This window comes from Pseudoalteromonas sp. NJ631 (assembly GCF_000276645.1).
GTDB lineage: Bacteria > Pseudomonadota > Gammaproteobacteria > Enterobacterales > Alteromonadaceae > Pseudoalteromonas > Pseudoalteromonas piscicida.
This window is the reverse complement of record NZ_AKXJ01000004.1, coordinates 329,349-351,590: the sequence shown is the minus strand read 5'-3', so window position 1 is coordinate 351,590 and position 22,242 is coordinate 329,349. Positions and strand designations below refer to the sequence as shown.

General features: G+C 42.8%; 20 protein-coding genes and 1 pseudogene. 5 read left to right on the top strand and 16 right to left on the bottom strand.

Translation table 11 applies throughout. The features are described 5' to 3' along the window. Positions 1-56 precede the first annotated feature (56 nt). The 5 genes and pseudogenes from A587_RS23940 to trxB form a co-directional block, all read right to left on the bottom strand. Positions 57-443: pseudogene (locus A587_RS23940) on the bottom strand (IS982 family transposase); the annotation flags it as partial. Between the two features lie 726 nt (positions 444-1,169). Continuing rightward, positions 1,170-1,388, bottom strand: coding sequence for a translation initiation factor IF-1 (gene infA, locus A587_RS0110350; protein ID WP_002962494.1), 219 nt, complete (start codon positions 1,386-1,388; stop codon positions 1,170-1,172). Between the two features lie 303 nt (positions 1,389-1,691). Beyond that, positions 1,692-2,423, bottom strand: a complete 732-nt coding sequence (locus A587_RS0110345) for an arginyltransferase (protein WP_010372445.1) — start codon at positions 2,421-2,423, stop codon at positions 1,692-1,694. Beyond that, positions 2,416-3,132, bottom strand: coding sequence for a leucyl/phenylalanyl-tRNA--protein transferase (gene aat, locus A587_RS0110340; protein ID WP_017217522.1), 717 nt, complete (start codon positions 3,130-3,132; stop codon positions 2,416-2,418). Before aat ends, A587_RS0110345 begins: the two co-directional genes overlap by 8 nt. 89 nt (positions 3,133-3,221) lie before the next feature. Continuing rightward, a complete protein-coding gene (trxB, locus tag A587_RS0110335; RefSeq protein ID WP_017217521.1) occupies positions 3,222-4,175 on the bottom strand; it encodes a thioredoxin-disulfide reductase in 954 nt (317 codons plus the stop codon). Between the two features lie 285 nt (positions 4,176-4,460). Here trxB and pssA point away from each other — a divergent pair, with 285 nt between their 5' ends. Beyond that, positions 4,461-5,786 (top strand): CDP-diacylglycerol--serine O-phosphatidyltransferase, encoded by a 1,326-nt coding sequence (gene pssA / locus A587_RS0110330; RefSeq protein WP_017217520.1) that lies wholly within the window; start codon positions 4,461-4,463, stop codon positions 5,784-5,786. Positions 5,787-5,837: 51 nt separating this feature from the next. Here pssA and asnB read toward each other — a convergent pair whose 3' ends face one another. From asnB to A587_RS0110290, 8 genes are all read right to left on the bottom strand, one after another. Beyond that, entirely contained in the window at positions 5,838-7,508 is a 1,671-nt protein-coding gene (gene asnB / locus A587_RS0110325) for an asparagine synthase B (RefSeq protein WP_017217519.1), read from the bottom strand. A 188-nt stretch (positions 7,509-7,696) separates the two neighbouring features. Next, positions 7,697-8,359 carry a pyroglutamyl-peptidase I gene (gene pcp, locus A587_RS0110320; RefSeq protein ID WP_017217518.1) on the bottom strand — a complete coding sequence of 221 codons (663 nt, stop codon included), beginning with the start codon at positions 8,357-8,359 and terminating at the stop codon, positions 7,697-7,699. Next, the gene (locus A587_RS0110315; protein WP_017217517.1) at positions 8,359-9,369 is read right to left on the bottom strand and encodes a DUF979 domain-containing protein; all 1,011 of its coding nucleotides are present in this window, start codon (positions 9,367-9,369) and stop codon (positions 8,359-8,361) included. The genes pcp and A587_RS0110315 overlap by 1 nt, the downstream gene beginning before the upstream one ends. Beyond that, positions 9,366-10,124: a DUF969 domain-containing protein gene (locus A587_RS0110310; protein WP_010372454.1), complete on the bottom strand. Its 759-nt coding sequence runs from the start codon at positions 10,122-10,124 to the stop codon at positions 9,366-9,368. Before A587_RS0110310 ends, A587_RS0110315 begins: the two co-directional genes overlap by 4 nt. Continuing rightward, complete coding sequence (locus A587_RS0110305) at positions 10,117-11,055, bottom strand: biotin-dependent carboxyltransferase family protein (protein ID WP_017217516.1); 939 nt, start codon at positions 11,053-11,055, stop codon at positions 10,117-10,119. The genes A587_RS0110310 and A587_RS0110305 overlap by 8 nt, the downstream gene beginning before the upstream one ends. Further along, positions 11,049-11,699 carry a 5-oxoprolinase subunit PxpB gene (pxpB, locus tag A587_RS0110300; protein WP_017217515.1) on the bottom strand — a complete coding sequence of 217 codons (651 nt, stop codon included), beginning with the start codon at positions 11,697-11,699 and terminating at the stop codon, positions 11,049-11,051. The genes A587_RS0110305 and pxpB overlap by 7 nt, the downstream gene beginning before the upstream one ends. Positions 11,700-11,841: 142 nt before the next feature. Then, the gene (locus tag A587_RS0110295; RefSeq protein WP_017217514.1) at positions 11,842-13,356 is read right to left on the bottom strand and encodes a leucyl aminopeptidase; all 1,515 of its coding nucleotides are present in this window, start codon (positions 13,354-13,356) and stop codon (positions 11,842-11,844) included. Positions 13,357-13,442: 86 nt separating this feature from the next. Continuing rightward, the gene (locus tag A587_RS0110290; protein ID WP_017217513.1) at positions 13,443-14,753 is read right to left on the bottom strand and encodes an MFS transporter; all 1,311 of its coding nucleotides are present in this window, start codon (positions 14,751-14,753) and stop codon (positions 13,443-13,445) included. Between the two features lie 180 nt (positions 14,754-14,933). On the opposite strand from A587_RS0110290, the gene msrA reads away from it, so the two are divergent. The 3 genes from msrA to A587_RS0110275 all read left to right on the top strand — a co-directional run bounded on the left by msrA (position 14,934) and on the right by A587_RS0110275 (position 17,796). After that, positions 14,934-16,226, top strand: a complete 1,293-nt coding sequence (gene msrA / locus A587_RS0110285; RefSeq protein WP_442852597.1) for a peptide-methionine (S)-S-oxide reductase MsrA — start codon at positions 14,934-14,936, stop codon at positions 16,224-16,226. A 261-nt stretch (positions 16,227-16,487) separates the two neighbouring features. Further along, a complete protein-coding gene (locus A587_RS0110280) occupies positions 16,488-17,444 on the top strand; it encodes an MBL fold metallo-hydrolase (protein ID WP_017217511.1) in 957 nt (318 codons plus the stop codon). A 130-nt stretch (positions 17,445-17,574) separates the two neighbouring features. Continuing rightward, a complete protein-coding gene (locus A587_RS0110275; protein ID WP_017217510.1) occupies positions 17,575-17,796 on the top strand; it encodes a DUF3955 domain-containing protein in 222 nt (73 codons plus the stop codon). Between the two features lie 216 nt (positions 17,797-18,012). On the opposite strand, the gene A587_RS0110270 is transcribed toward A587_RS0110275, so the two are convergent. Next, complete coding sequence (locus A587_RS0110270) at positions 18,013-18,621, bottom strand: hypothetical protein (protein WP_017217509.1); 609 nt, start codon at positions 18,619-18,621, stop codon at positions 18,013-18,015. Between the two features lie 160 nt (positions 18,622-18,781). Between A587_RS0110270 and A587_RS0110265 the strand changes: the two genes are divergently transcribed. Next, positions 18,782-20,086, top strand: coding sequence for a hemolysin family protein (locus A587_RS0110265; protein WP_017217508.1), 1,305 nt, complete (start codon positions 18,782-18,784; stop codon positions 20,084-20,086). Here the strand turns inward: A587_RS0110265 and A587_RS0110260 are convergent. After that, the gene (locus tag A587_RS0110260; protein WP_017217507.1) at positions 20,081-20,872 is read right to left on the bottom strand and encodes a thioesterase II family protein; all 792 of its coding nucleotides are present in this window, start codon (positions 20,870-20,872) and stop codon (positions 20,081-20,083) included. The genes A587_RS0110265 and A587_RS0110260 overlap by 6 nt on opposite strands. Further along, on the bottom strand, positions 20,869-22,242 hold the full coding sequence (locus A587_RS0110255; RefSeq protein ID WP_232288048.1) for an MATE family efflux transporter: 1,374 nt from the start codon (positions 22,240-22,242) through the stop codon (positions 20,869-20,871). The genes A587_RS0110260 and A587_RS0110255 overlap by 4 nt, the downstream gene beginning before the upstream one ends.

The window sequence follows — 22,242 nt, the reverse complement described above, 5'->3', positions numbered from 1 at the left end:
CCATAGAACCACCCCATAGACCCTTTGCCTCGCTTCGCAACATCTGAAAATACTTAATGATGAGGGATACGCATGTTGTGGCAAACTTTCAGCGATGTTGAGTCAATAAATGCGATCCCAGTAGGCTTAGCAAATCGCTGTTTTAGATAGCTGCATAGGGCAGGTAATACGGTTTGTAGTAACTTCAGCATTCGCGTGTAGCTGACTAAATCAGGAAAATAACACCGCCAATATTGGCAAACGAACTTGGTGTAATAAGTTTTAAAATCTCTAAAGCCTGAATGGTGAAAGGCGATAAGAATAGTCATAACTTCGCTAGAACTCAGCCTTGATGGCTTAATACGCTGCTTTTCACCTGTTTCGAGCAAGTGTGCCAGCCACTGAGGTTCAAACAATAAACAAAAGTCATCGACATCTACGAAAATTGCGTCTAAGTTATTCATGCCCATGCCCATGCCCATGCCCATGCCCATGCCCTTGGTAATCTTATGTTTCTTGGTCGAAAGATCTGATCACCACAAGGGCCTTTAGTTCATTTTCTTATGCGCAGCTCAGGTTAAGTAACATCAGCATTTTGAAGTCGCTTGGGTATCAACGAGTTTACGGCATCAACTTAGTATAAATCTACACACGCAGAGTAACGAGCACGGAAGACCATGATGCTCCCTTTGAACGGTGGGGTTAGAATAAAAAGTTTCAAACGACAAAAAGCCCAGAATAGCTGGGCTTTTTGTTATCACTCAGTTTGATGCGGTATTATCGTCTCTCAAACTCAGTGTTAGTCGTTCGTGTATACTAATTGCTTGAATGAACTTGGTATACCTAAGTAACATCAGCATTTTGAAGTCGCTTGGGTATCAACGAGTTTACGGCATCAACTTAGTATAAATCTACACACGCAGATTAACGAGCACGGAAGACGATGATGCTCCCTTTGAGCGGTGGGGTTAGATAATATAGTTTCAAACGACAAAAAGCCCAGAATAGCTGGGCTTTTTGTTATCACTCAGTTTGATGCGGTATTATCGTCTCTCAAACTCAGTGTTAGTCGTTCGTGTATACTAATTGCTTGAATGAACTTGGTATACCTAAGTAACATCAGCATTTTGAAGTCGCTTGGGTATCAACGAGTTTACGGCATCAACTTAGTATAAATCTACACACGCAGATTAACGAGCACGGAAGACAATACGTCCCTTTGATAGGTCGTAAGGCGTCATTTCAACAGTAACTTTGTCACCAGTCAAAATACGGATGTAGTTTTTGCGCATTTTTCCAGAAATATGTGCAACAACCACGTGACCATTTTCTAGTTCAACACGGAACATTGTGTTTGGTAGCGTGTCAAGGACCGTGCCTTGCATTTCAATTACGTCTTCTTTCGCCATGTGTAGCGTATCACCTCTTGGTTAAATTAAACGATGCAGATTTTGCCCAAAAGCGGGGAATAAGTAAAGTTACAAGCTGATTTTTTGTTAATTTGGTCATTTATTCAGCCAGTTTTACCAAAGTTTTTTGCTTCTATTCCTAACGCATTTCAAAATCTGGAGCCTTGTTGATAGGCAAGGGCGACATTCTAGCATAGGAAAGTCTGCTAGTAACGCATGTTTTTTGTCCATGCTATTGGATAATTGTGGTGTAAAAAGGAGGTGTATTCCTGCATTTGAGCAAACGTATGCAGGAAAGAGGTACTAAGCACAAGGTTGTGAGGCATCCGGATCAATATCTTGCCAAATATCTTTAACTAGCTTTTGTGCTGGAACAAATTGGGTTTTGTAACGCATTTTCTTGCAGTCGTCGATTTGATAACCCAAGTACAAGTACGGTTTATTCTGTTTCGCTGCCTGTTCGAGCTGAGCCATGATCATGATAGTGCCGATACTTAGTGATTCATACTCAGGATCGAAAAAGGTATAAATAGCAGACAATGAATAAGGCATTGAATCAGTGACGGCTACTGCAATTAACTTATCTTTGTGCCATAGCTCGATAAAGATAATGTTCATCCAACGACAAAATAAGAAGCTTTCGTACTGGAGACGGTTAGGTGGGTACATAGAGCCATCGCTGTGACGTAGACTGATATATTTTTCGTATAGCGGATAGTATTCAGGACGCTCCTGATGGCTAATAATTAGCTGATAATCTTGCTTTAATTTATTGCGTTTGCGTTTTTGAGATTTACTCGGTTTAAATTCTTGAGTTAATACTCTTACTGATTGACAAGCTGAGCATGCGGGACAGTGTGGACGATAAATCTGGTCTCCACTGCGGCGAAACCCTAATGCTAACAATTGTTCAAATCTATCTGGGCTGTAACAATTTGGGTCTAGAATAACCAGTAACTGTTCCTTCTGCTCAGGTAAATAACTACAACTAAATTGTTGGCTCAGTCCGATTTTAGAAGGAAAGTGTTCATTCATAGATAGCTTTCAACTCCTGAGGCTGCCACATTGATGATGGGATCTCAAATCGATCCGCCAATTTAAGTCTAGTCAAAAACTCGCTCCTTGGTACAACTTTTAATCCCAAACTTGTTAAATAAGGATTTTCGAGTTGGCAATCAATAAAATCTGCCTGATGGGCTTTGAGCCAATTTACCAGAGCCCACATCGCCATTTTGGACGTATTAGGTAAGGTGTGAAACATAGATTCACCACAAAATACACCAGACTGCATGATGCCATAGAGCCCGCCAACGAGTTTGCCTCGATCCCATATCTCCACACTATGTGCTAATCCCTGAATGTGCGCTTGCTTATAAGCAGCCAACATCGCATTTGTGATCCAAGTTCCTTCAGCGGCCATTCGTTGATTTCTACAAGCTTCAATCACTTGTGAAAAGGCGGTATTGATAGTGACGGTTGGACTGAGTTTACGTTGGGCTTTTCTTAGTGTTTTACCACAGTGAAAATCTTGAAGCTCCAAAATGCCTCGCTCGCTTGGGCTCCACCACATAATTGGCTCACCTTCATTAAACCAAGGAAAGATCCCATTGGCATACGCGTTTTTCAGGCGTTTTACTTGTAAACAACCACCAATAGCAAGCAGTCCATCTGGTTCAGACAGGGCATAGTGATTTGGTGGAAAACGAAAGTCATCGCGGGCGAGGTGGAACAGTTGTTGGATCATTGAACAAACTACAAGATTGTTATTTATTTCAATATAGCAAATTAAGGCAAGGAGGGAAGAGGGTCGGTCTAGACCGACCCATTTATCTATTATTTTTGGCTATCTAAGAAGCGCTCTGCGTCTAGTGCCGCCATACAGCCTGTGCCAGCGGAGGTAATTGCTTGACGGTAAATGTGGTCAGACACATCACCTGCTGCAAATACACCTTCAACACTAGTCTGTGTTGCGTTACCATTTAGGCCCGACTGTACCACCAAATAACCATCTTTCATCTCTAGCTGGCCCTCAAACATATCTGTGTTTGGTTTGTGACCAATCGCGATGAAAACGCCAGCAAGATCAAGTTGCTCTGTCGCTTCGGAATCAGTATCTTTGATACGAATACCAGTAACACCCATATCATCACCTAGCACTTCATCAAGTGTGCGATTTAGGTGTAACACAACATTACCGTTCGCTGCTTTATCCATTAGGCGATCGGCAAGAATTTTCTCACTGCGGAAAGAATCGCGGCGGTGAATAACATGTACTTCTTCAGCGATGTTTGATAGGTAAAGTGCTTCTTCAACCGCGGTATTACCACCGCCAACAACCGCAACCTTTTGACCACGATAGAAAAATCCATCACAAGTCGCGCATGCAGATACACCACGGCCTTGGAACGCTGTTTCAGATTCAAGACCAAGGTATTTAGCAGATGCGCCTGTTGCGATGATTAACGCATCACAAGTATAAGTACCTTGATCGCCAGTGAGTGTGAAAGGGCGCTTCGTCACGTCAACTTTGTTGATGTGATCGAAAATGATTTCAGTTTCAAAGCGCTCTGCATGCTCTTTCATACGGTCCATAAGTGCTGGACCCGTTAAACCATGTGCATCACCAGGCCAGTTCTCGACTTCAGTTGTTGTAGTCAGCTGACCACCTTGCTGCATACCTGTGATTAATACTGGGTTTAAATTTGCTCGTGCTGCGTATACCGCGGCAGTGTAGCCCGCAGGACCCGAACCTAAAATCAACAGTTTGCAGTGTTTTGCATCGCTCATGTAATTTTCCTAACTAAATTCTAAAAAATGCTATTAAGCAAAAGTTTGTTCGATTCTATGTAATTCAATAGGGAAGTAAATAAAAAACCGTAATCTGATTTGGTATAAATTGGCAAGTTGTCAAAAAATTTGTACTGTTTTGTTTAAATCGACTACAGATTGAGCAATCTTGTTCAGTACTTACAAAAAACAGCAGTATTTCATGACCTCAGGTTTTTTTTTTGATATGTTTTAGAGAATTTTGTTTTGCTATCAAGAGTTGATAGCCTAATTGAAAAGGTACATATGGCATTTTGGCAGAATACCCCAGGCTTTGGGTTAAGTGCACAAGATTGTGAGGTGTTAACTGATGCTAAGCAATATCATCAGACGCTTTTACAACTGATCTCACAGGCAAAAACGCGTATTTATATCACCGCACTTTATCTTCAAGATGATGAGGCGGGTCGTGAGATATTGCACGCATTGCACGAGGCTGCACAGCAAAATCCAGACTTAACGGTAAAAGTGTTGGTTGATTTTCACCGTGCGCAACGTGGCCTCATTGGTGCTGAAAAGTCAGAAGGCAACGCCAAGCTATATTGTGATTTAAAAGAGCAGCTAGGCACTCAAGTCGAAGTGTATGGTGTGCCGGTAAAAGCAAAAGAGCTTTTTGGTGTGTTGCATTTAAAAGGCTTTGTTATTGACGACATCCTGCTTTATAGCGGTGCTAGTTTAAATAATGTCTATTTGCATCAAGATGAAAAATACCGCCTAGACCGCTATTTTGTGATTAAACAAGCACAGCTCGCAGATTGCTTTTGCCACTTTACCGATCAAGTGCTGATAGCGTCCGACGCAGTACCTAGACTCGACATCCGCCCATTACCTACTTTACTCGACATTCGTACTGAGCAAAAACAGCTGATGAAACAGTTGAAAAAGGCCAGCTATGATATTTCAAAGGCGAACAGTCGAGAAGGTCTAACGGTTCGTCCATTTTTAGGTTTTGGTCGTAGAACTAATAAGCTAAACCGCCTTATTAAGGCGCTTTTCGATACCACAGAACAAGAGTTAGTACTTTACACCCCTTACTTCAATTTTCCAGCTCCTCTACTTCGCTCGCTACGTCGTTTACTGAAAACAGGTAAAAAGGTGACAATAGTGGTGGGGGATAAAACGGCAAATGATTTCTATATCAGTCCAGAGCAGCCATTTAGCCGAATTGGTGCGCTTCCTTATTTGTACGAAACCATTTTGTATAAATTTATCAAGTCGCAACGCCGCTTCATCACTGCCGGATTGCTGGATGTGTATCTGTGGCAAGATGGCAACAACTCGTTTCACTTGAAGGGAGTAAGCAAAGATGGCGATACGCATTTAATGAGTGGTCACAACCTCAACCCAAGGGCGTGGGGGTTAGATATTGAAAATGGCATTCTAATAGAAGATCCCGACAAAGCGTTGTTGCCTCAAATTGAGTTAGAAAAGCAAGAGATCTTAAAACATTGCCGTCGCATTGAAAGCCACGATGATCTCGAGACACTAACGGATTATCCAGCACCTGTGAAAAAGCTCCTTGGCCAGGCTAAGCGTGTGAAAGTCGACTTTATTATCAAGCGTTTTATTTAACGCAAGAACTGATAATTTTAAAAAAGGGACGAGCGTCCCTTTTTTACTTTCTTATTTTTGATTATATGCTTCGTTGTGTGAGCTTGCTGCGCGACCTGATGGATCGGCATTGCGCTGGAAAGACTCGTCCCAAGCAAGCGCTTCAGGTGTTGAACACGCCACAGACTTGCCGTGAGGAACACACTTAGCTGCCGCTTCTCCTGGAAAGTGCGACTCAAAAATGGTGCGATAATAATAGGCTTCTTTGCTATCCGGTGTATTGATTGGATAGCGGTAATGGGCGTTTTCAAGATCTGAATCGCTCACTTGCTGATTGACATATTCTTTCAGTGAATCGATCCAGCTATAGCCTACGCCATCAGAAAACTGTTCTTTTTGGCGCCACAATACGTCATCGGGTAAATAGCCATCAAACGCCTCGCGAATAATGTGTTTTTCGATACGGCCATCTTTACACATTTTATAGTCTGGGTTAGTACGCATAGCAATATCGACAAATTCCTTATCTAAGAAAGGAACACGTGCTTCAACCCCCCAAGCTGCCATCGACTTATTTGCACGTAAGCAATCAAACATATGAAGTTTCGATACCTTTCGGTTTAGCTCATTGTGAAACTCCTCAGCGTTTGGTGCTTTGTGGAAATACAAATAGCCGCCAAATAGTTCATCGGCCCCTTCACCCGATAACACCATTTTAATGCCCATTGCTTTAATGTAGCGTGCCATAAGGTACATAGGAGTAGAAGCGCGAATGGTTGTGACATCGTAGGTCTCTAGGTGATAGACCACTTCTTTCAGAGCATCTATCCCTTGCTGTACAGTAAAGTGAATAGGATGGTGAACTGTGCCGATTTTATCCGCTACCTTTTGTGCTGCAGCGAGATCGGGTGAACCTTCCAAGCCTATGGAAAATGAGTGAAGTTTTGGCCACCAAGCATCGGATGCATCATCATCTTCGATACGCTTTGCTGCAAACTTTTGTGTGATAGCAGAAATCACAGAAGAATCTAAACCACCAGACAACAACACGCCATATGGCACATCGCACATCAATTGGCGTTTTACTGCGGCTTCTAGCCCATTTTTAACTGCTTCGGGGCTGGCCTCATTGTCTTTTACAGCACTAAACGCTTGCCAGTCGCGTTGGTAATACTCTCTTGGACCCCCTTCTTTTGAATACCAATAATGGCCAGGAGGAAACTCTTCAATTTGAGTACAAATAGGTGTGAGCGCTTTCATTTCGCTGGCGACATAGAGGTTACCGCTTTGATCACGGCCAGTGTAAAGTGGAATGATACCGATATGATCACGACCAATTAAAAAGGCATCTTCCGTTTCATCGTACAAACAAAATGCAAAAATTCCATTGAGATCATCTAAAAACTCAGGGCCTTTTTGCTTGTATAGCGCCAAGATCACTTCACAATCTGATTCTGTTTGAAATTCAAATGGAACGGTCAGTGCTTTTGCAAGCTCTTTATGATTATAAATTTCACCATTTACCGCTAAAATATGTGTTTTTTCAGGGTTAAATAATGGTTGTGCGCCGCTAGAAACGCCAACAATTGCCAAACGCTCATGAACTAGGATGGCTTTTTCACTCGAATATACCCCTGACCAGTCGGGGCCACGGTGTCTTAGTTTTTTTGACATTTCGATCGCTTGCTCGCGAAGTGCAAGGGGATCGGTCTTGATGTCAAGTACGCCGAAAATTGAACACATATTTCCTCATTCCTATTGATGTGTTGATAATATCAACAAATTATTATTGCTCACGGAAGCATAGTTACCATGAGATAGTTTAAGTTCTACCAAAAATAATTTGATAAGTCACACAATGAAATAGAGAAAATGTGAATTTTTTGTGATGTGCAATGGTGCAATTCTGCACCATTGTGGGGCATTACTTATTAGTGTGTCGTTCCAGCGACAAGCTTAATATCTTGCTTTTGTGTAATAGCACTGGTTAATAGGATTTTTATTCCTTTAACTAGGGTGTCAATGTCCATACTGGGTGCACCAGGGTGGTGCGCCGCTTGGGAGGGCAAGTATGGGATATGCACAAAGCCACCACGGCACGCTAAGTCATGTGTACTAAGATAGTGCAGTAATCCATACATCACATGGTTGCACACGTAAGTACCCGCAGTATTAGAAATACTCGCAGGAACCCCCGCCTGAAGCGCACTACTTAGCATACTTTTTATTGGTAAAGAGGCAAAGTAAGCATCGGGTCCGTGTGTAACAACCGGTGTGTCTATCGGCTGGTTTCCCGCGTTGTCAGCTATTCTGGCATCGTTGATGTTAATCGCGATGCGTTCGATGGAGATATCACAGCGTCCACCAGCCTGGCCTAAACAGATCACGATACTTGGGTGATACTTATCTATCGCTTGTGTTAAAGACTCAATACTTTTGTCAAATTCACAAGGTAACTCTTTTGTGTGGATCAGGTGACCTTCAATGGTTTCACCTTCTAATAGCTGAGCTAATTGCCATGAAGGGTTGATGGACTCACCACCAAATGGGGTGAACCCAGTCACGAGGACACAAGGTTTACTGTAACTGGACATTAAAAAACGACTCCGTACATAAGAAAAATATTAATCACCAATAACGTTATAGCGGTTGGTATTTGCACTTTAATGACTTGGTACTTATCTTTTAAATCTAACAGTGCCGCTGGCACGATGTTGAAATTAGCGGCCATCGGTGTCATCAGTGTTCCACAATAACCCGAATACATGCCAATTGCGACGAGCGGTGCAGGATCAGCGCCATGCCCTTGGATCAAAAATGGCAGTGCAATACCTGCCGTCATTACTGGAAATGCGGCAAAAGCATTGCCCATTATCATGGTAAAGAGTGCCATGCCAACACAATACAGCACAACGAGCATAAAACGGTTATCTGGCGAAATAAATAATGTCACTAAGTCTTGGATAGCAGTGCCAGTGTTTGCGACGATAAATACGCCGCCAAGCATTGCAAGCATCTGTGGCAATATCGCTGCCCAGCCTATTGAGTCGACCAAGCGACGAGACTCAGAAAGTGCTTGTAGTGGACTGCCATTGGTTATTTTCCAGCTCACCAGTAAAGCGATGGTGCAAGCGAGTGTCAGTGCTGAAAGCGTCACATGTTCCTGATCGAATAGATAAAAATCGCCGAGCTGGAGCTCACTTAAGATGATAGTACAGATAACAGTAACGATTGGAATAAGTACAGCAGGAACAAACAATTTATTACCAAACCGATTTGCATCTTCTGTTTTGGCTCGTTCGCACGGCATATCGTAATTTCCCATGGACACCATATTCATACCTGCAAGTAGTGCGATGATCACCACGTTGATGCCAATCCATAAATAAGTATTTCGCTCACCAATCAACGCGATAGAAGCATCACCAAAGATAAAGACAGAGCCAAATAAAAACCAAAATAGGGCGGTGGTGAGGCGCTTAGGATGGGCCTTATCTTGTAGCGTTTTCACCACTAAAAACATCACAATAAAGCCAATTAATAAATAGATGTTGTCAATTGAAAGTAAGCTAGATTGTGCGTCAGGAGTGTTCATTAAGCTCATAATGACTCCTCCTTAAGCGCTGAATTTGTATTGCTAGGTGTTTGCTCTTCTTCGCTTTGTTGCTGCTGACAGCGCGCAATTTCTGCCCGGATTTTTGCTTCAAATCGCGCTAACCGGAAAAGATGAACAATGAGCGCGGCAATTGCAGTTGGTATTGCCCAAAGTCCGATATGTAGCGGTTCAATCCCGGCAATGCCGTTTTCTTTTAGAAATGCATCCATCAGTAGTACAGCACCAAAGGCGATAAAAATATCCTCGCCAAAGAACACGGCAATGTTATCGCAGGCGGCAGCATGTGCGCCTATCATGTCTTTTACATCTTGTGGCAGGTCGCCGTATTGGTTTGCCGCAGCGCCGATCGCCATCGGAGCAAGCAGTGGTCTAACGGTTTGCGCTTGGCCCGCTAAATTGATTAACCCCAGCGCAGCGGAGCACTCACGGACCACAAAATACATACTTAAAATTCGAGAAGTGGTCGCCCCTTTTATCCCCGCAACCCAAGCTTTAGCGCGTTGCTGTAAACCGTAACGCTCTAAAATCGCAATCACGGGTAAGATAAGTAGAAAGCTTGCAAGCTGGCGAGAGTTCATAAACTTTTCGCCAAAGGTGGCAATTAAGTCGACAAAGTCTATCCCAACGGCAAAACCAGTAACTAGACCTGCCGAGGTGACAACCAATAAGGGATTAAACCTCAGAGCAAAGCCAATAACAATCACGGCAATGCCTGAGAGGGGAAGGAGATTTAGCTCAGTCATTTTGTTGTTCTTTATTTTTAAGCGCTAACCTTAGCTGATTGAGATGCGCCTGTACTCGGTGAGATTCCTTTGCTGCATCTATAAGGGATGTTGATTTTAAATGGATACAATCACCCGCGCCCAATTGGCTCAAGTGGCGCATATCGGCTTGAATGATGGTACCAATAATTGGATAACCGCCTGTGGTTTGGCAGTCATTCAATAGGATAATGGGCTCGCCACTGGGAGGCAGCTGAATGACTCCTGGGTGGACAGCTTGGGTTGCAATATTATGTGCATGCGCTAGGCTGCTATGACCGCTTAGGCGAATGCCCATACGATTACTGCTGGGATTTACTTTCCAAATGGTGTCGTTTAATACATTCAGTGTCTGTTTGGAAATTAACTCGAGATGCGGGCCTGGGATAAAGTGAATGAGTTTTTCATAGCTGGGCTGCAAGCCACCAACGGCGCTTTTGGTGGTGGTCGGCGTATAGCTTAGTTTGTCCCCTTGTTTAAGAGCTCGGCCGTTTATTCCCCCAAAGCCTGCCATGAGATCGGTTGAATAACTCCCAAGCAGCTTGTCTATGTTGGTAAATCCACCTTCGACCACCAAATAAGCGCGTAAACCATCGCGGTTTTGTTTAAATGTCAGCTTATCTCCGGCTTTAGCACTGTAGCGCCAGCAAGGGTATATCGCTCCATCGTTTAAAGCAGCATTGAGATCTGCCCCAGCGATAACAAAGTTAGTGGGGGCGTGGAAGTGAAACTCGCATAAGCCAATGGTCACTTCGATAGCTGCACTATCGTCGTCATTTGACAAGAGTGTATTTGCAAGTTTAAGCGCAACTGGATCAATGACACCAGCTTGACTTACTCCTAAGTGGCGAAGTCCTTGGCGGCCAATGTCTTGAATAGTTGAAAGTGGCCCAGGTTTAATAACTTCTAGCATGATTTCTCCACAAAACGCACAATATCTCCCGGTTGCAGCAAGCTTGCTGATGAAGAATTTGGGTCAAATAGCGTAGCATTGGTTTGTCCAAGTAAATGCCAGCCACCGGGAGATTGGCTTGGGTAAATTGCACTGTAGCTGTCTGCGATGGCAATACTGCCTTTGGGGACTTTGGTAAGTGGTGTGGATTTTCTGGGTAATTGAAGTGCGGCTGGTAACCCTGATAAGTAAGCAAAACCGGGTAAGAAGCCAATAAATTGTACTTGATAATCAACGCTTGAGTGTAGCTCGATAAGCTGTTTTGGTGTCAGTTGTAATTGGTCTGCTATGCGTTCAAAATCCTGTCCGAATTCTTTGCCATAAAACACCTCAATATGATGGTGTGTTGGCTTTACCTCGGCTATTTCTAGGTCTTGCCAATGTGCTTGGATTTGGTGTTGCCACGCATCGGCTTTACGGGGGTCTTTTAAATAGGCAGTAACGGAAGACTTAGCAGGCACCACATCAATAAAATCACCGCTACTATCAAGCCATTTCTTGAGGGCGAATAATCGTTGATTATTTGGGCTTTTGCTATCAGGCAAACACGTTGCATTTACAACAATTGCTTGCTCACCTAATAGATAACAACTCACATCGGACATAGACAATAACAGTTGGTTGCTTTGGTAAACGTTATATTTCTTATAACACACCTCGCAATTGAAACGAAGTTATTGCTACCAGTTGCCGTTTTGTTGCAGTTACAAAAAAGCCGTGTTTTAACACGGCTTAAAATCTGAGGATTTATTTAGCAGTTAATAGCCATTGACTTAGAAGACGAACACCATAGCCTGTACCACCTGTTGGTACTTCGTCTTTGGCTGAGCTTGAAAGTGCGTTACCGGCAATATCGATATGAACCCAACGGGTGTCACCTGCAAATTGTTGTAGGAAAGTTGCAGCAGTTGTTGCACCTGGACCACCTGAACCTACGTTTTGGAAATCGGCGATGTCAGATTTTAGTTTGTCCTTATAGCCAAGCGGTAGACGCCATACGTTTTCGTTCACAACTTTACCTGCGTTGGTAAATTCTGTAATTAAGCTATCATCTTCAGAGAAAATTGCTGAATATTCGTTACCAACAGCACGAATTTTAGAGCCTGTTAATGTCGCGACGTCAATCATGATCTCAGGGCTGTAATGTTTACGTGCATACCACATTGCATCAGACAGCACCAAACGGCCTTCAGCATCTGTGTTGACAACTTCTACGCTAATACCTTCTGCAGTGCGCAGTACATCACCCGGTGCGATTGAATACTGAGACACCATATTTGCAGCCATACCCATGACTGCTACCACGTTTACGTCTGCTTTGCTTAGCGCCATTGCTTTTACTGTACCAAGTACGGCAGCCGCGCCCGCCATGTCAGATTTCATGCGTGCAATCGAAGCGCCGGTTTTGATGCTATAACCACCAGAATCAAAAGTAATACCTTTACCGATCAGGGCAATCGGTGTCTCGCTGTTACCTTTATAATGTGCAACGACTAAACGAGAGCCGTGCTCACTACCACGGCCAACGCCCTCAAGTGCGCCCATTCCAAGTTCTTTAAGTTCAGCAGGTGCTAATACTTTTACTTCAACGCCATATTGTTCAAGTTCTTTTGCCGCTTTTGCAAAATCTACTGGAGTCATTTCTGTTGCGACTTCAGAGGTTAAGTCACGCGCTAAAAACACGCCAGCTTGAATGTGTTGTAGTGCTTTGTACTGAGTTTGTGTTGCTTGCTTATCAGCAACGTCGAAGTGATAGCTTACGTTAAAAGTGTTTGGCTCTTTTTTGTATACTTCGAAGGTGTGATCGCGAAGGTTTGCACCGTGTGCAAATTGTGCTGCTAACTCTGCATTTGAGAGCGCTCCCTCAACGTCTTCGAATGCAACTGCAACATTCTCCAGCTTTTTACCTTCAAATTTAGCGTGTAAGTTACCGCCAAGTTTGGTCATTTTGCTCGCGTTGAGTGCACCTGCATCACCCAAACCAACAATGAAGATACGCTTATAATCAGAGTCTACCGGTGCCAATACTTCAACTGTTTTGCCATATGCCCCTTTAAAGTCTTCAGCAGCAATTGCGCGCGCCAATTGTTTGCGAGTGTCTTTATCCAGGAACTTTAGGTTACTTTGGTCTTCACCAGCTTGAAAAAGTACCAGTGCATCAGCGTCTGCAAGCTTGGTATTGAACTCAAAGTCAGCGGCATTTGCAGAAGTCATGCTGGCAACCGCCAGCGCTAAAGCAGAAAAACGCGTAGTCAATGACATAATTTTATCCTCAGATAACTAAAATTGCGGCGTTTTTACCTTAATCAGAGAAATTTAGACACAATTTGTCGGTGAAGTAACAGGTTTTACCGTTCAGTGACATTAGGTAAGCGGCTTGTCAGCACAATGCCTAATATCGTGATCATAATGTAGAGTGCAAGTAACACTGTAATTGAAAATGCCGAGGCAATGACACCAAGTGCGCCTGTTAATAAAAGCACAATACCGATAATTGTGTTACTGAGCGTGACGTAACTGGTGCGTTTGTTTCCTTCAGCCATATCGACCACGTAGGTTTTGCGGCCCACGCGCACGCCTTGATGGGCGATAGCAATAACAAAATAGCAAAGTGGAATGAACCAGATTGTTTCTAGCAGTGAAGAATAAAATAGAGAAGTTGCCAGTAGTATTGCAGTGATAGCAACGGTGATTGTAGCGCCATACATCATCACGTGTTTACTTGATTGATCGGCAAGACGACCCCAAAAAGCCCCACTGACTAAACTGGCAAGCCCAGACACCGCTAATAAAGCTGCCAACACCCATGCTCCGTTGCCGATATTCTGCTGCGCCAGCACGGTGAAATAGGGTGGAATAAGCGCGGAACTTAACAAAAGCCCACGCGCAAAGATAAACTTTTTCAGTGTTGGGTCTGTTTTTAACAGCGTGAAATCTTGCTTTATTTTATCTAATCCGTTTTCTCCGCCTTCGGTGGCGCCTTCATATTCTTTAATTTTTGAGAACGTTAACGCACCTATCAGCCAAAAAATTGCTGCCAGTACTAGTGTGATCACAAAGTTGACGTTGTTTACTTGAGTGGCAGCGATAAAAAACCCAACACCAAATGTAACGGTTATAAGTCCACTGACAGAGGCGGCTTGGCCGCTAAGCTGGCCGCGCTTTTGTTTAGGGATAGTTTTACCTATGACATCTTTTGACGACACAGAACTTAAGCTGCGAGCGATGCTAAAAATCGTCAGTAATCCAAGTACCAACCAAGCGTACAATTGATTTTCAGTTTGTTGCCATGCAAGCAGTGCCATAAGCAGTACACAAATAGCTTGAGTGAGTGCGCCGAGAGACCAAAGGTGCTTTCGTTTAGCGTGCTTACGCACCCATTGGCCAATAAACAATTGTGGGATCAGTGAACCGGACTCGCGAATGGGGACCAGAGCCGATATCAAATAAGCAGGAGCACCGAGTGATTGCATCAGCCAAGGTAGCGTGATCTTTGGGTTGAGTAGGGCATCTCCCAATTGACTAAATAGTTGACTCAATAAAATAAGCACGTAGTTACCGGGAACTTCTTTACACGCCTTATCATCAATTGCTTTACAGGCACGCGCTTCATCATCATTGGTTAGCTTTTGATAGAGATTCTCACTTATTTTACTCACACCTATTCCTTTATTTTGCAGTTTTGCAGACAGCACTACTTCACTATCATGAACGACTTTAGATGAAATGATAATTAACCTTAGACGGTCTCATTTAATACGCAGTAAATCATATTAAGTTCAATAAGTATGAAGTGATAATCATACTTAGTTGTGACATACAGTATTGAGAGGGTAGTAATGAGAACATTACAGGTAGCCGCATCGATAGGGTTTATCATGATGTTAGGTGTGGGTGTATCTGCGCTCGCGGGGACAGATATGCCCAAGCCTAAAGTAGATGGCGCAAGTAACCATATTAAAACGTTAGTGTTGGGCTCTGGTTGTTTCTGGGGTCCAGAAAAACGCTATGAGAAAATGACGGGCGTGATAGATGCTGAGTCTGGTTATGCAGACGGTAAAGGGTTTAAGCCAAGTTATAGAGAAATCATTAAATCGAGCCGACGCTTTGATGAAGACAACTATGCGGAAGTGGTAAAGGTAACTTACAACGCAAATCTTATCACCACCGATGCGCTGCTAAAGTACTACTTTGAAAGTCATGATCCAACCCAAAAAAATCGTCAGGGTAATGACGTTGGAACGCAGTATCGTTCGATCATTCTCTATACTGACGATCAACAAAGTGACAAGGCCCACACATTAAAAGCGCAGTATCAACATTTATTATCTGAGCAAGGCTATGGCGACATTCAAACCAAGATTAAGCCGCTTAGAAAATTCTATCCAGCAGAAGAGTATCATCAAAACTATTTAACCAAGAACCCCAAGGGATACTGCCCAGATCACAGCACGGGAGTGACCTTTGAAAAGGCGGCGAAAGATAAAACAGATAACACTATGCTAGCCCAAGGTAAGCATATTGTGATTGTTGATGCTAAAAGCTATTGCCCTTATTGCGAAAAACTAAAAAAAGAGGTGTTAAACGACTATCAAGGTGATATCCCACTTCATTTTCGCTATGCAGATCAACTCGAGGGGCTAATGATAAAAACCGCGACTTGGGCGACGCCAACGATCTTATTTATTGAAAATGGTGTTGAGTCCCTTGGCTTTCAAGGTTTTATGGCGAGAGAAGAGTTTTACAAGGCACTCGGTGCTTTTAAGCTAGGTCGTTCAGAAGCTTTTGACATTGCCTTTCAAAAAGGCACAGAAAGACCATTTTGCAAGCAGTATGATATCTTTAAAAACACACCTGATGGCGTATTTATCGATAAATTAAGCGGCAAGATTCTTTTTGACACCCGAGATAGATTTAACTCAGGCACTGGGTGGCTGTCGTTTACCCATCCTGTAAAAGACAGCGTGACCTATCACAAAGATTTAAGCCACGGAATGGTGAGAACCGAAATACGCTCAAAAAGCAGTGGCATTCATTTAGGCCATGTATTTAAAAATGAAGGGCCAAAGGGTCAAGACCGCTATTGTATCAATGCCCAAGTACTTGAGTTTAAAGCAAGGGAGGCGCTTTAGGTATTACGCCTAAAGTCACCTTTTGCTGAGTAGGCAGACATAAACCAAAGTCGAAGTTACTTTTGTGTATTAAGAGAACATGTTTACTTGTTAACTTTTCAAAGTGGTACTTTGGCTGCTTCCTCCTAAAATTTGATCTGCCGTTCATGTGGCCATTTATACTAATTTGGCTCTAGACTAATATGGTAACAGGTTGATTTTTATTCAATACCCAGTTAGTTTCGTCAACACTTAACTTCAAAATACGCAAAAGGAATTCTTATGCACCGTATACATATTCTGTGTCTAATTTGTTTGTGGTGGCTCATTACGGTACCGACAGCGGCTGCCAATGAAACTCCTCACCAAGTCAAAGCACTCAAAATCACTACGCTGTCGACCATGCTTGCGGATCGTGGCATTGGCGAGTGGGGATATGCAGCATTAGTTGAAGTGGACGGCCGAAAAATTCTTTTTGATACTGGTAATCGGCCGCAAACGGTGCTGCAAAATGCGCGAGACTTACGGATCGATTTGTCCGATGTGGAAGACGTAATTCTAAGCCATAATCATGGTGACCACACCGGCGGACTAGAAACGTTAAGGACCGAGCTAAGTAAAGAAAATGCAAAAGCAATGTCTCGCATTCATGTTGGTCACGGTATTTTCGCAAAACGTGCAGGTAGAGAAAACCGCATGCACGCGATGAAACTCGCGCTTGAAAAACAAGGTGTGGTTTTCAAACAATACAGTGAGGCGCAAGAAATTTACCCAGGGGTTTGGTTAACAGGCAATGTTGAGCGCGTTCACCCCGAACATAACTGGAGTGGAAATAGCAAAATTGAAGGTAAGCACGGCCATATAGAAGATAACATTCCAGAAGATATGTCACTGGTGATAAATACCAAAGATGGTTTTGTATTAATAGCTGGTTGTGGGCATGCGGGCATCATCAACACGATGGAACACATAGTAAAAACGATCCACCCCACAGATATTACGACGGCGATAGGCGGATTCCATTTAATGAATGCGGATGATAAACACTTGGCATGGACAGCAGGTAAATTACAGCAGTTTGGCTTAAAAAATATGATGGGGGCACATTGTACAGGCATTAACTCGCTATACGTGCTGCGTGAATTGATGAAGTCAAACCGCAAGCAGATGGTGGTGGGCTCTGTGGGGGACAGTTTTAGTTTAAGTGAGGGCGTAAAGGCTGGCTATATCGCCCGTTGAGCCAATGTAATTATCTGTATCGTTCGTCAGGCAAAAGATAAATCGGGAGATAATGTATTACCAAGTGTTGGTGAACTAAATGCGCTTATAAAACGTCCAACACTTTCGATATTCAAAGATTGAGGTTCCGATGAGTTTTCTCCGTAAATATAAAATAAGTGCTCTTTGCTGTATCAGTGGGATTTTGTGTTTACTTGCTTATGAGTTCACCGATTCATACATTGATGAGAATGGTTTCTTAGTTGAGCCATTTGGATTTATTCCGCTATTTTGGCTTTTCCAGCTACTGGCGTTGGTGACTTTGGTTATCACTTTCGTTAAACATAGGAAAGTTCAGTACACGGACAAGTGAAGCGAATTTAGTTCAATCAGTAATGTAATCACTGACATTGCGGGATTACACCGACAGAGATAGATGAGCTTGACCTGAATTATTATCATGGAAATATCTTTCAGAGTGGTTTTTTATGGCACTACATTTTTGTACTTTGCCAAAGATATTGATGATTTAGTTAGGGTATTCAGCGAAAAGATAATGTGAAGGCTGAATTTAGCCTTCGTAAAGTGTTTAGTGTAAGCACCTTTTTTCACCCATGCATAATATTGCAATGACAGGGACAGCTAATAAGAAAATAGCGCCTTCTGCGATATCTCTTAGTGGTGTCGTAATCGCTGCTGATGCCTTTTCTGAAAAACTTTGTGCAACGCTAAAGTGGATTACGAGTGGGTGCTCAAATTGTTTGAAGTGAGCAAAGTTCAGGTCCCGATTATCATATCTATCACCAACAAGTTTGACAGAAACACGACCAGACTTAAAACCATAGTCTTGGGCTTTTGTTTTTATCTCGTTCGGTGTATTAGGACTTAATAGAATATCAACCTTTCCTTCTACGCTTCGCATTGAACTGATGTGAAAGTCATTTCTTTCAAGAGAGATAAATGCCAAAAACGGGCTATCGAGTAGCTTGGCTAAGGTGGGATCAGTACGCAGTATGTAATGATGCTCTTTTCCAACAAAGATGAGATGTTTACCGTCTTCAGTTTTTAAAAAGGTCGAGATTTCATCTTGATAAGACGTGGTTTTAGTGATCTCATGATAGGTTGAACATGCTGTTGAAAAGCAGAGCAATATCGTTGTGAGTAGGGCTAATTTGAGGGTGTGTATCATTTTTGTCATTTTCCTTCCTTGACGCATTTTTTATTCGTCGCGAACAGTACGATAATCGGTACTAGATTGGCAACAAAAATTTAATTATTTGACGCGAATTACATTGCTAAAGTCATAAAATAGGCGTATACATCGCGTCGAATTCTCGCTTTCTTTTTTAGGTGTATCTGTGGACTTTTTTTGGGTGTTGTTACTCATTAGCTTGAGTGCAGTTTTCGCGCTGTGTGAAATATCATTGGCAGCGGCACGCAAAGTTAAATTACAAACCTTATTTGATCTTGGTGACATAAGAGCCAAGAAAGTATTATATTTGCAAGCCAATGCGCATCAGTTTTTTGCTGCGGTACAGGTGGTACTCAATGCCTTGGCAATTGTTGCGGGTATGATAGGTGAGTCGGTGTTTACCCCTTATGTATTGCAACTACTAAACTGGGTTGCAAGTTTTATGTTTGCTGATGTTGCGGCTCATGCCTCGATGTTATTGCAAATATCCACAGTGGTGTCGTTTTTACTGATCACATCGTTATTTGTATTGTTTGCTGATTTATTGCCAAAACGAATAGCCATGGTCATTCCAGAAACTATCGCGATGCGATTTATCCATCTTATGCTTGCCAGTGTATGGATTTTTAAGCCAATTATCTGGCTATTTAACGTGTTCGCTGATTGGATTATAAAGCTATTCAATTTACCAAATGAGCGTGACGAACAAGTCACGCGTGATGATATTTATGCGGTGGTTGATCAAAGTGCTGAGCAGGGGGAACTGTGCGAGCATGAGTACAATATCATTGGCAATGTGCTCGACCTTAACCAGACTAATATTACCCAAGCGATGATCAACCGCGATGCAATCGTGTGGTTAGACATTCAAGAATCAGAAGAAAACCTGAGCACGTTAATTCAAGCGCACAGTTTTCAACAATATCTGCTGTGTGACGGCTCGCTCGACAAAGTGATAGCTGCACCTGAAGCCAAACAACTGCTAAGCAATATTTTGGCTAAAAAGCCGTTACTGGATGGTCAACAACAAGAATTCCATAAGCCGGTCATTTTACTTGATACCCTAAGTCTTTCCGATGCGCTAGATGGGCTGAAAAGTCATGAAAGCAACTGTGCGGTGGTGATCAATGAATTCTCAACTGTGGTTGGGATGGTAACCTTATCCAGCATCTTGAATTTAATTGCACTGAAAGACGACCAAGCAATAGAAGCCCAATTTCGACAAAAGGATAACACCCGATGGCTAGTGCAGGGTGATATGTCGATTAAGGACTTTCAAGCTTCGGTGATTGAGTACGAGTTTGAACCGATTGAAGCCATAGAAACCCTAGCCGGTTTTGTGATCCACAGGTTAAAGCATTTTCCTGCCGAAGGAGAGTCGTTAGAAGTGGATGGTTTTAAGTTCAAAGTAATAGAAATTCAAGGATTGGCCATTAGGCAAATTGAAGTAACCAAAGAGCCCCAACTATAAGGGGCTCAGTGTTTCCAACACCGCGTTGATCTCTTTTAGCACCAAAGCCGAGGAATCCTGCATAAAAAAGTGCCGACCGGGTATCGCTTTAGGCGTGATACCTTGTTTAAAGCAAGTTTCCCAATGGTGCATATCCGCCCCTGTTGCTGCTTTATCCCGAGTACCATATAACACGGTTGCAGGGACGTCGAGTTTACAAGCCGACTCGTATTGATAGGTCTCTCCCAGCTTAAAGTCTGCTTTTAACGTTGGCAGCATCAGTTGTTGCAGCTCGATATCGTTGAGCAAAGCCGGTGGTAATCCGCCCATTAAATTTACCGCCGCAATGAACTTCTTATCGTCAAGAGTATGGTAGGGGGACTTTCTTATTGCATATTGCGGTGCCTTCCTAGCTGCAATAAACAGGTGTTTAACGATATTACAACCGCTATGTTGAAGTGCTAAAGCAAGCTCATACGCAATATAAGCGCCATTGCTATGACCGTAAAAAACGCTGGGTAGTGGTGTTGCCTCGCTCAAAATAGGTGCTATTGCTTCGACCAAGGTATGAATATTATCAATGGCAGCTTCATGACTTCGCTCCTTTCGCCCGGGTGCTTGGAGAGCATATAAAGCGACATCTTCTGGCAGTTTTCCTACCCAGTTTTGGTAAACAGCTGCATCTGCGCCAGCAAAAGGAAAGCAAATGAGTTGTTTGCGAATGGTGTTAGGCTTATTGAGTAAGGAAAACCATTTAGAAGTAGAAAGCTGGTGGTTTATGCGCTCTTCTATTTTATGGGTAATCACGATACCTCCTTCACGGAGTAATCGGTAGCACTTATTTTGCTAGCAATGAGCCCTAAATGATTTCTAGCTAAATACAAGCTTAAAGCCGCTTGAATAACCACAGTTATCACAGACAGATGCCATAGTAACTCTACGGAAACTCGTTGTGTAAGTACGAGCCAGATAACAGGTAAAACAAAAGTGAATAGTCTGGAAGCATTGCTTATAAGAGAGGGGAAAGTATTACCTGTAGCCTGAAATATTCCCGAGCAACTATAAACGATACCTGTGGCGATGAAGTTAAATGCAACAATCTCCAAAAAGTACTGCGTTTGTTCGATGACATTTGCATCATTTGAGAAAGGAGTGGCAAGCAGGTGGCCGCAGTTTATTGCGATAACAGACATGAGCAACATAATGATTGACACACAGCACATTACCCAAAAAAAAGCATATCTAAATCGTGCTAAGTTATTTGCACCAAAGTTTTGCCCTGCAACTGCAGGAAGCGAAAAGACAACAGCCATCATGGGTAGAGAAAGTCCTTGAATTATCTTTGAACCGATACTGAGTGCTGCTTGGACATCCGTTGAGAGATCTTTGATTGCCCAAAACGTCAGCGAAATGTAGCAAAAGGTTAGCGTTAACTCGAGCCCAACGGGTCCGCCGATAACGAGTAGTTTTTTGATGGTGGAATGATCAATTTTCCATGCTTTTAGATCAATTCTTAGATAACCATCTGCTTTTCTGAAATATAAAAGGGTAACGACAATAGCTAATATCATGGAAATTGAACTTGCAAGTCCAGCCCCCGAGATCCCCATGTAAGGGATGGAGCCCCAACCGGTTATAAGTAAAGGGGATAGCAAGATATTGAGAAGGAGAGATCCGAGCTGAGCAAACATCATAGGTTTAACTATTCCTATACCTCGCATCGCTGCTCCCAAAGTAATAAATAAAAATTGCATTGCGAGACAAGGAATAAACCATTTAGTGTAAATCATAGCCGCTTCTCGAACTGCCAAGTCTGTAGTGGTATGTTGAAGGTAAAATTGGATTACAAATAGCCCAAAAGATAGCACCACCAATCCTAATATGCAGGACAATAAAATCGCTTGATTGAAGATTGAGTTTGATTCAGCTTGGTTTTTCTTGCCCACGGAGTTCGCAATTAATGTAGCGGTTCCAACGTTTAAAATCTGGCTAATCGCAAAAATAAAAAAGAGTACATTGCCAACTAAGCTGAGTGCCGTCGTTTCTGCATCACCTAGCTGAGATACAAAATAGAGGTCGGTAAACATATAAAGTGTATGGACAAGCATACCGATAGCCAATGGCAAGGCTATTGATATGATATGTTTTGGAATTGAGCCTTGAGTTAAATCTTTCAC

What these genes read in the sequence shown, in the direction of transcription:
- pssA (WP_017217520.1), top strand. Translation starts at nt 4,461, where the DNA reads ATGGCATTTTGGCAGAATACCCCAGGCTTTGGGTTAAGTGCACAAGAT.
- pxpB (WP_017217515.1), bottom strand. Translation starts at nt 11,699, where the DNA reads ATGTCCGATGTGAGTTGTTATCTATTAGGTGAGCAAGCAATTGTTGTA.
- A587_RS0110345 (WP_010372445.1), bottom strand. Translation starts at nt 2,423, where the DNA reads ATGAATGAACACTTTCCTTCTAAAATCGGACTGAGCCAACAATTTAGT.
- pcp (WP_017217518.1), bottom strand. Translation starts at nt 8,359, where the DNA reads ATGTCCAGTTACAGTAAACCTTGTGTCCTCGTGACTGGGTTCACCCCA.
- A587_RS0110270 (WP_017217509.1), bottom strand. Translation starts at nt 18,621, where the DNA reads ATGACAAAAATGATACACACCCTCAAATTAGCCCTACTCACAACGATA.
- A587_RS0110275 (WP_017217510.1), top strand. Translation starts at nt 17,575, where the DNA reads ATGAGTTTTCTCCGTAAATATAAAATAAGTGCTCTTTGCTGTATCAGT.
- infA (WP_002962494.1), bottom strand. Translation starts at nt 1,388, where the DNA reads ATGGCGAAAGAAGACGTAATTGAAATGCAAGGCACGGTCCTTGACACG.
- A587_RS0110310 (WP_010372454.1), bottom strand. Translation starts at nt 10,124, where the DNA reads ATGACTGAGCTAAATCTCCTTCCCCTCTCAGGCATTGCCGTGATTGTT.
- A587_RS0110295 (WP_017217514.1), bottom strand. Translation starts at nt 13,356, where the DNA reads ATGTCATTGACTACGCGTTTTTCTGCTTTAGCGCTGGCGGTTGCCAGC.
- aat (WP_017217522.1), bottom strand. Translation starts at nt 3,132, where the DNA reads ATGATCCAACAACTGTTCCACCTCGCCCGCGATGACTTTCGTTTTCCA.
- A587_RS0110305 (WP_017217516.1), bottom strand. Translation starts at nt 11,055, where the DNA reads ATGCTAGAAGTTATTAAACCTGGGCCACTTTCAACTATTCAAGACATT.
- asnB (WP_017217519.1), bottom strand. Translation starts at nt 7,508, where the DNA reads ATGTGTTCAATTTTCGGCGTACTTGACATCAAGACCGATCCCCTTGCA.
- msrA (WP_442852597.1), top strand. Translation starts at nt 14,934, where the DNA reads ATGAGAACATTACAGGTAGCCGCATCGATAGGGTTTATCATGATGTTA.
- A587_RS0110280 (WP_017217511.1), top strand. Translation starts at nt 16,488, where the DNA reads ATGCACCGTATACATATTCTGTGTCTAATTTGTTTGTGGTGGCTCATT.
- trxB (WP_017217521.1), bottom strand. Translation starts at nt 4,175, where the DNA reads ATGAGCGATGCAAAACACTGCAAACTGTTGATTTTAGGTTCGGGTCCT.
- A587_RS0110315 (WP_017217517.1), bottom strand. Translation starts at nt 9,369, where the DNA reads ATGAGCTTAATGAACACTCCTGACGCACAATCTAGCTTACTTTCAATT.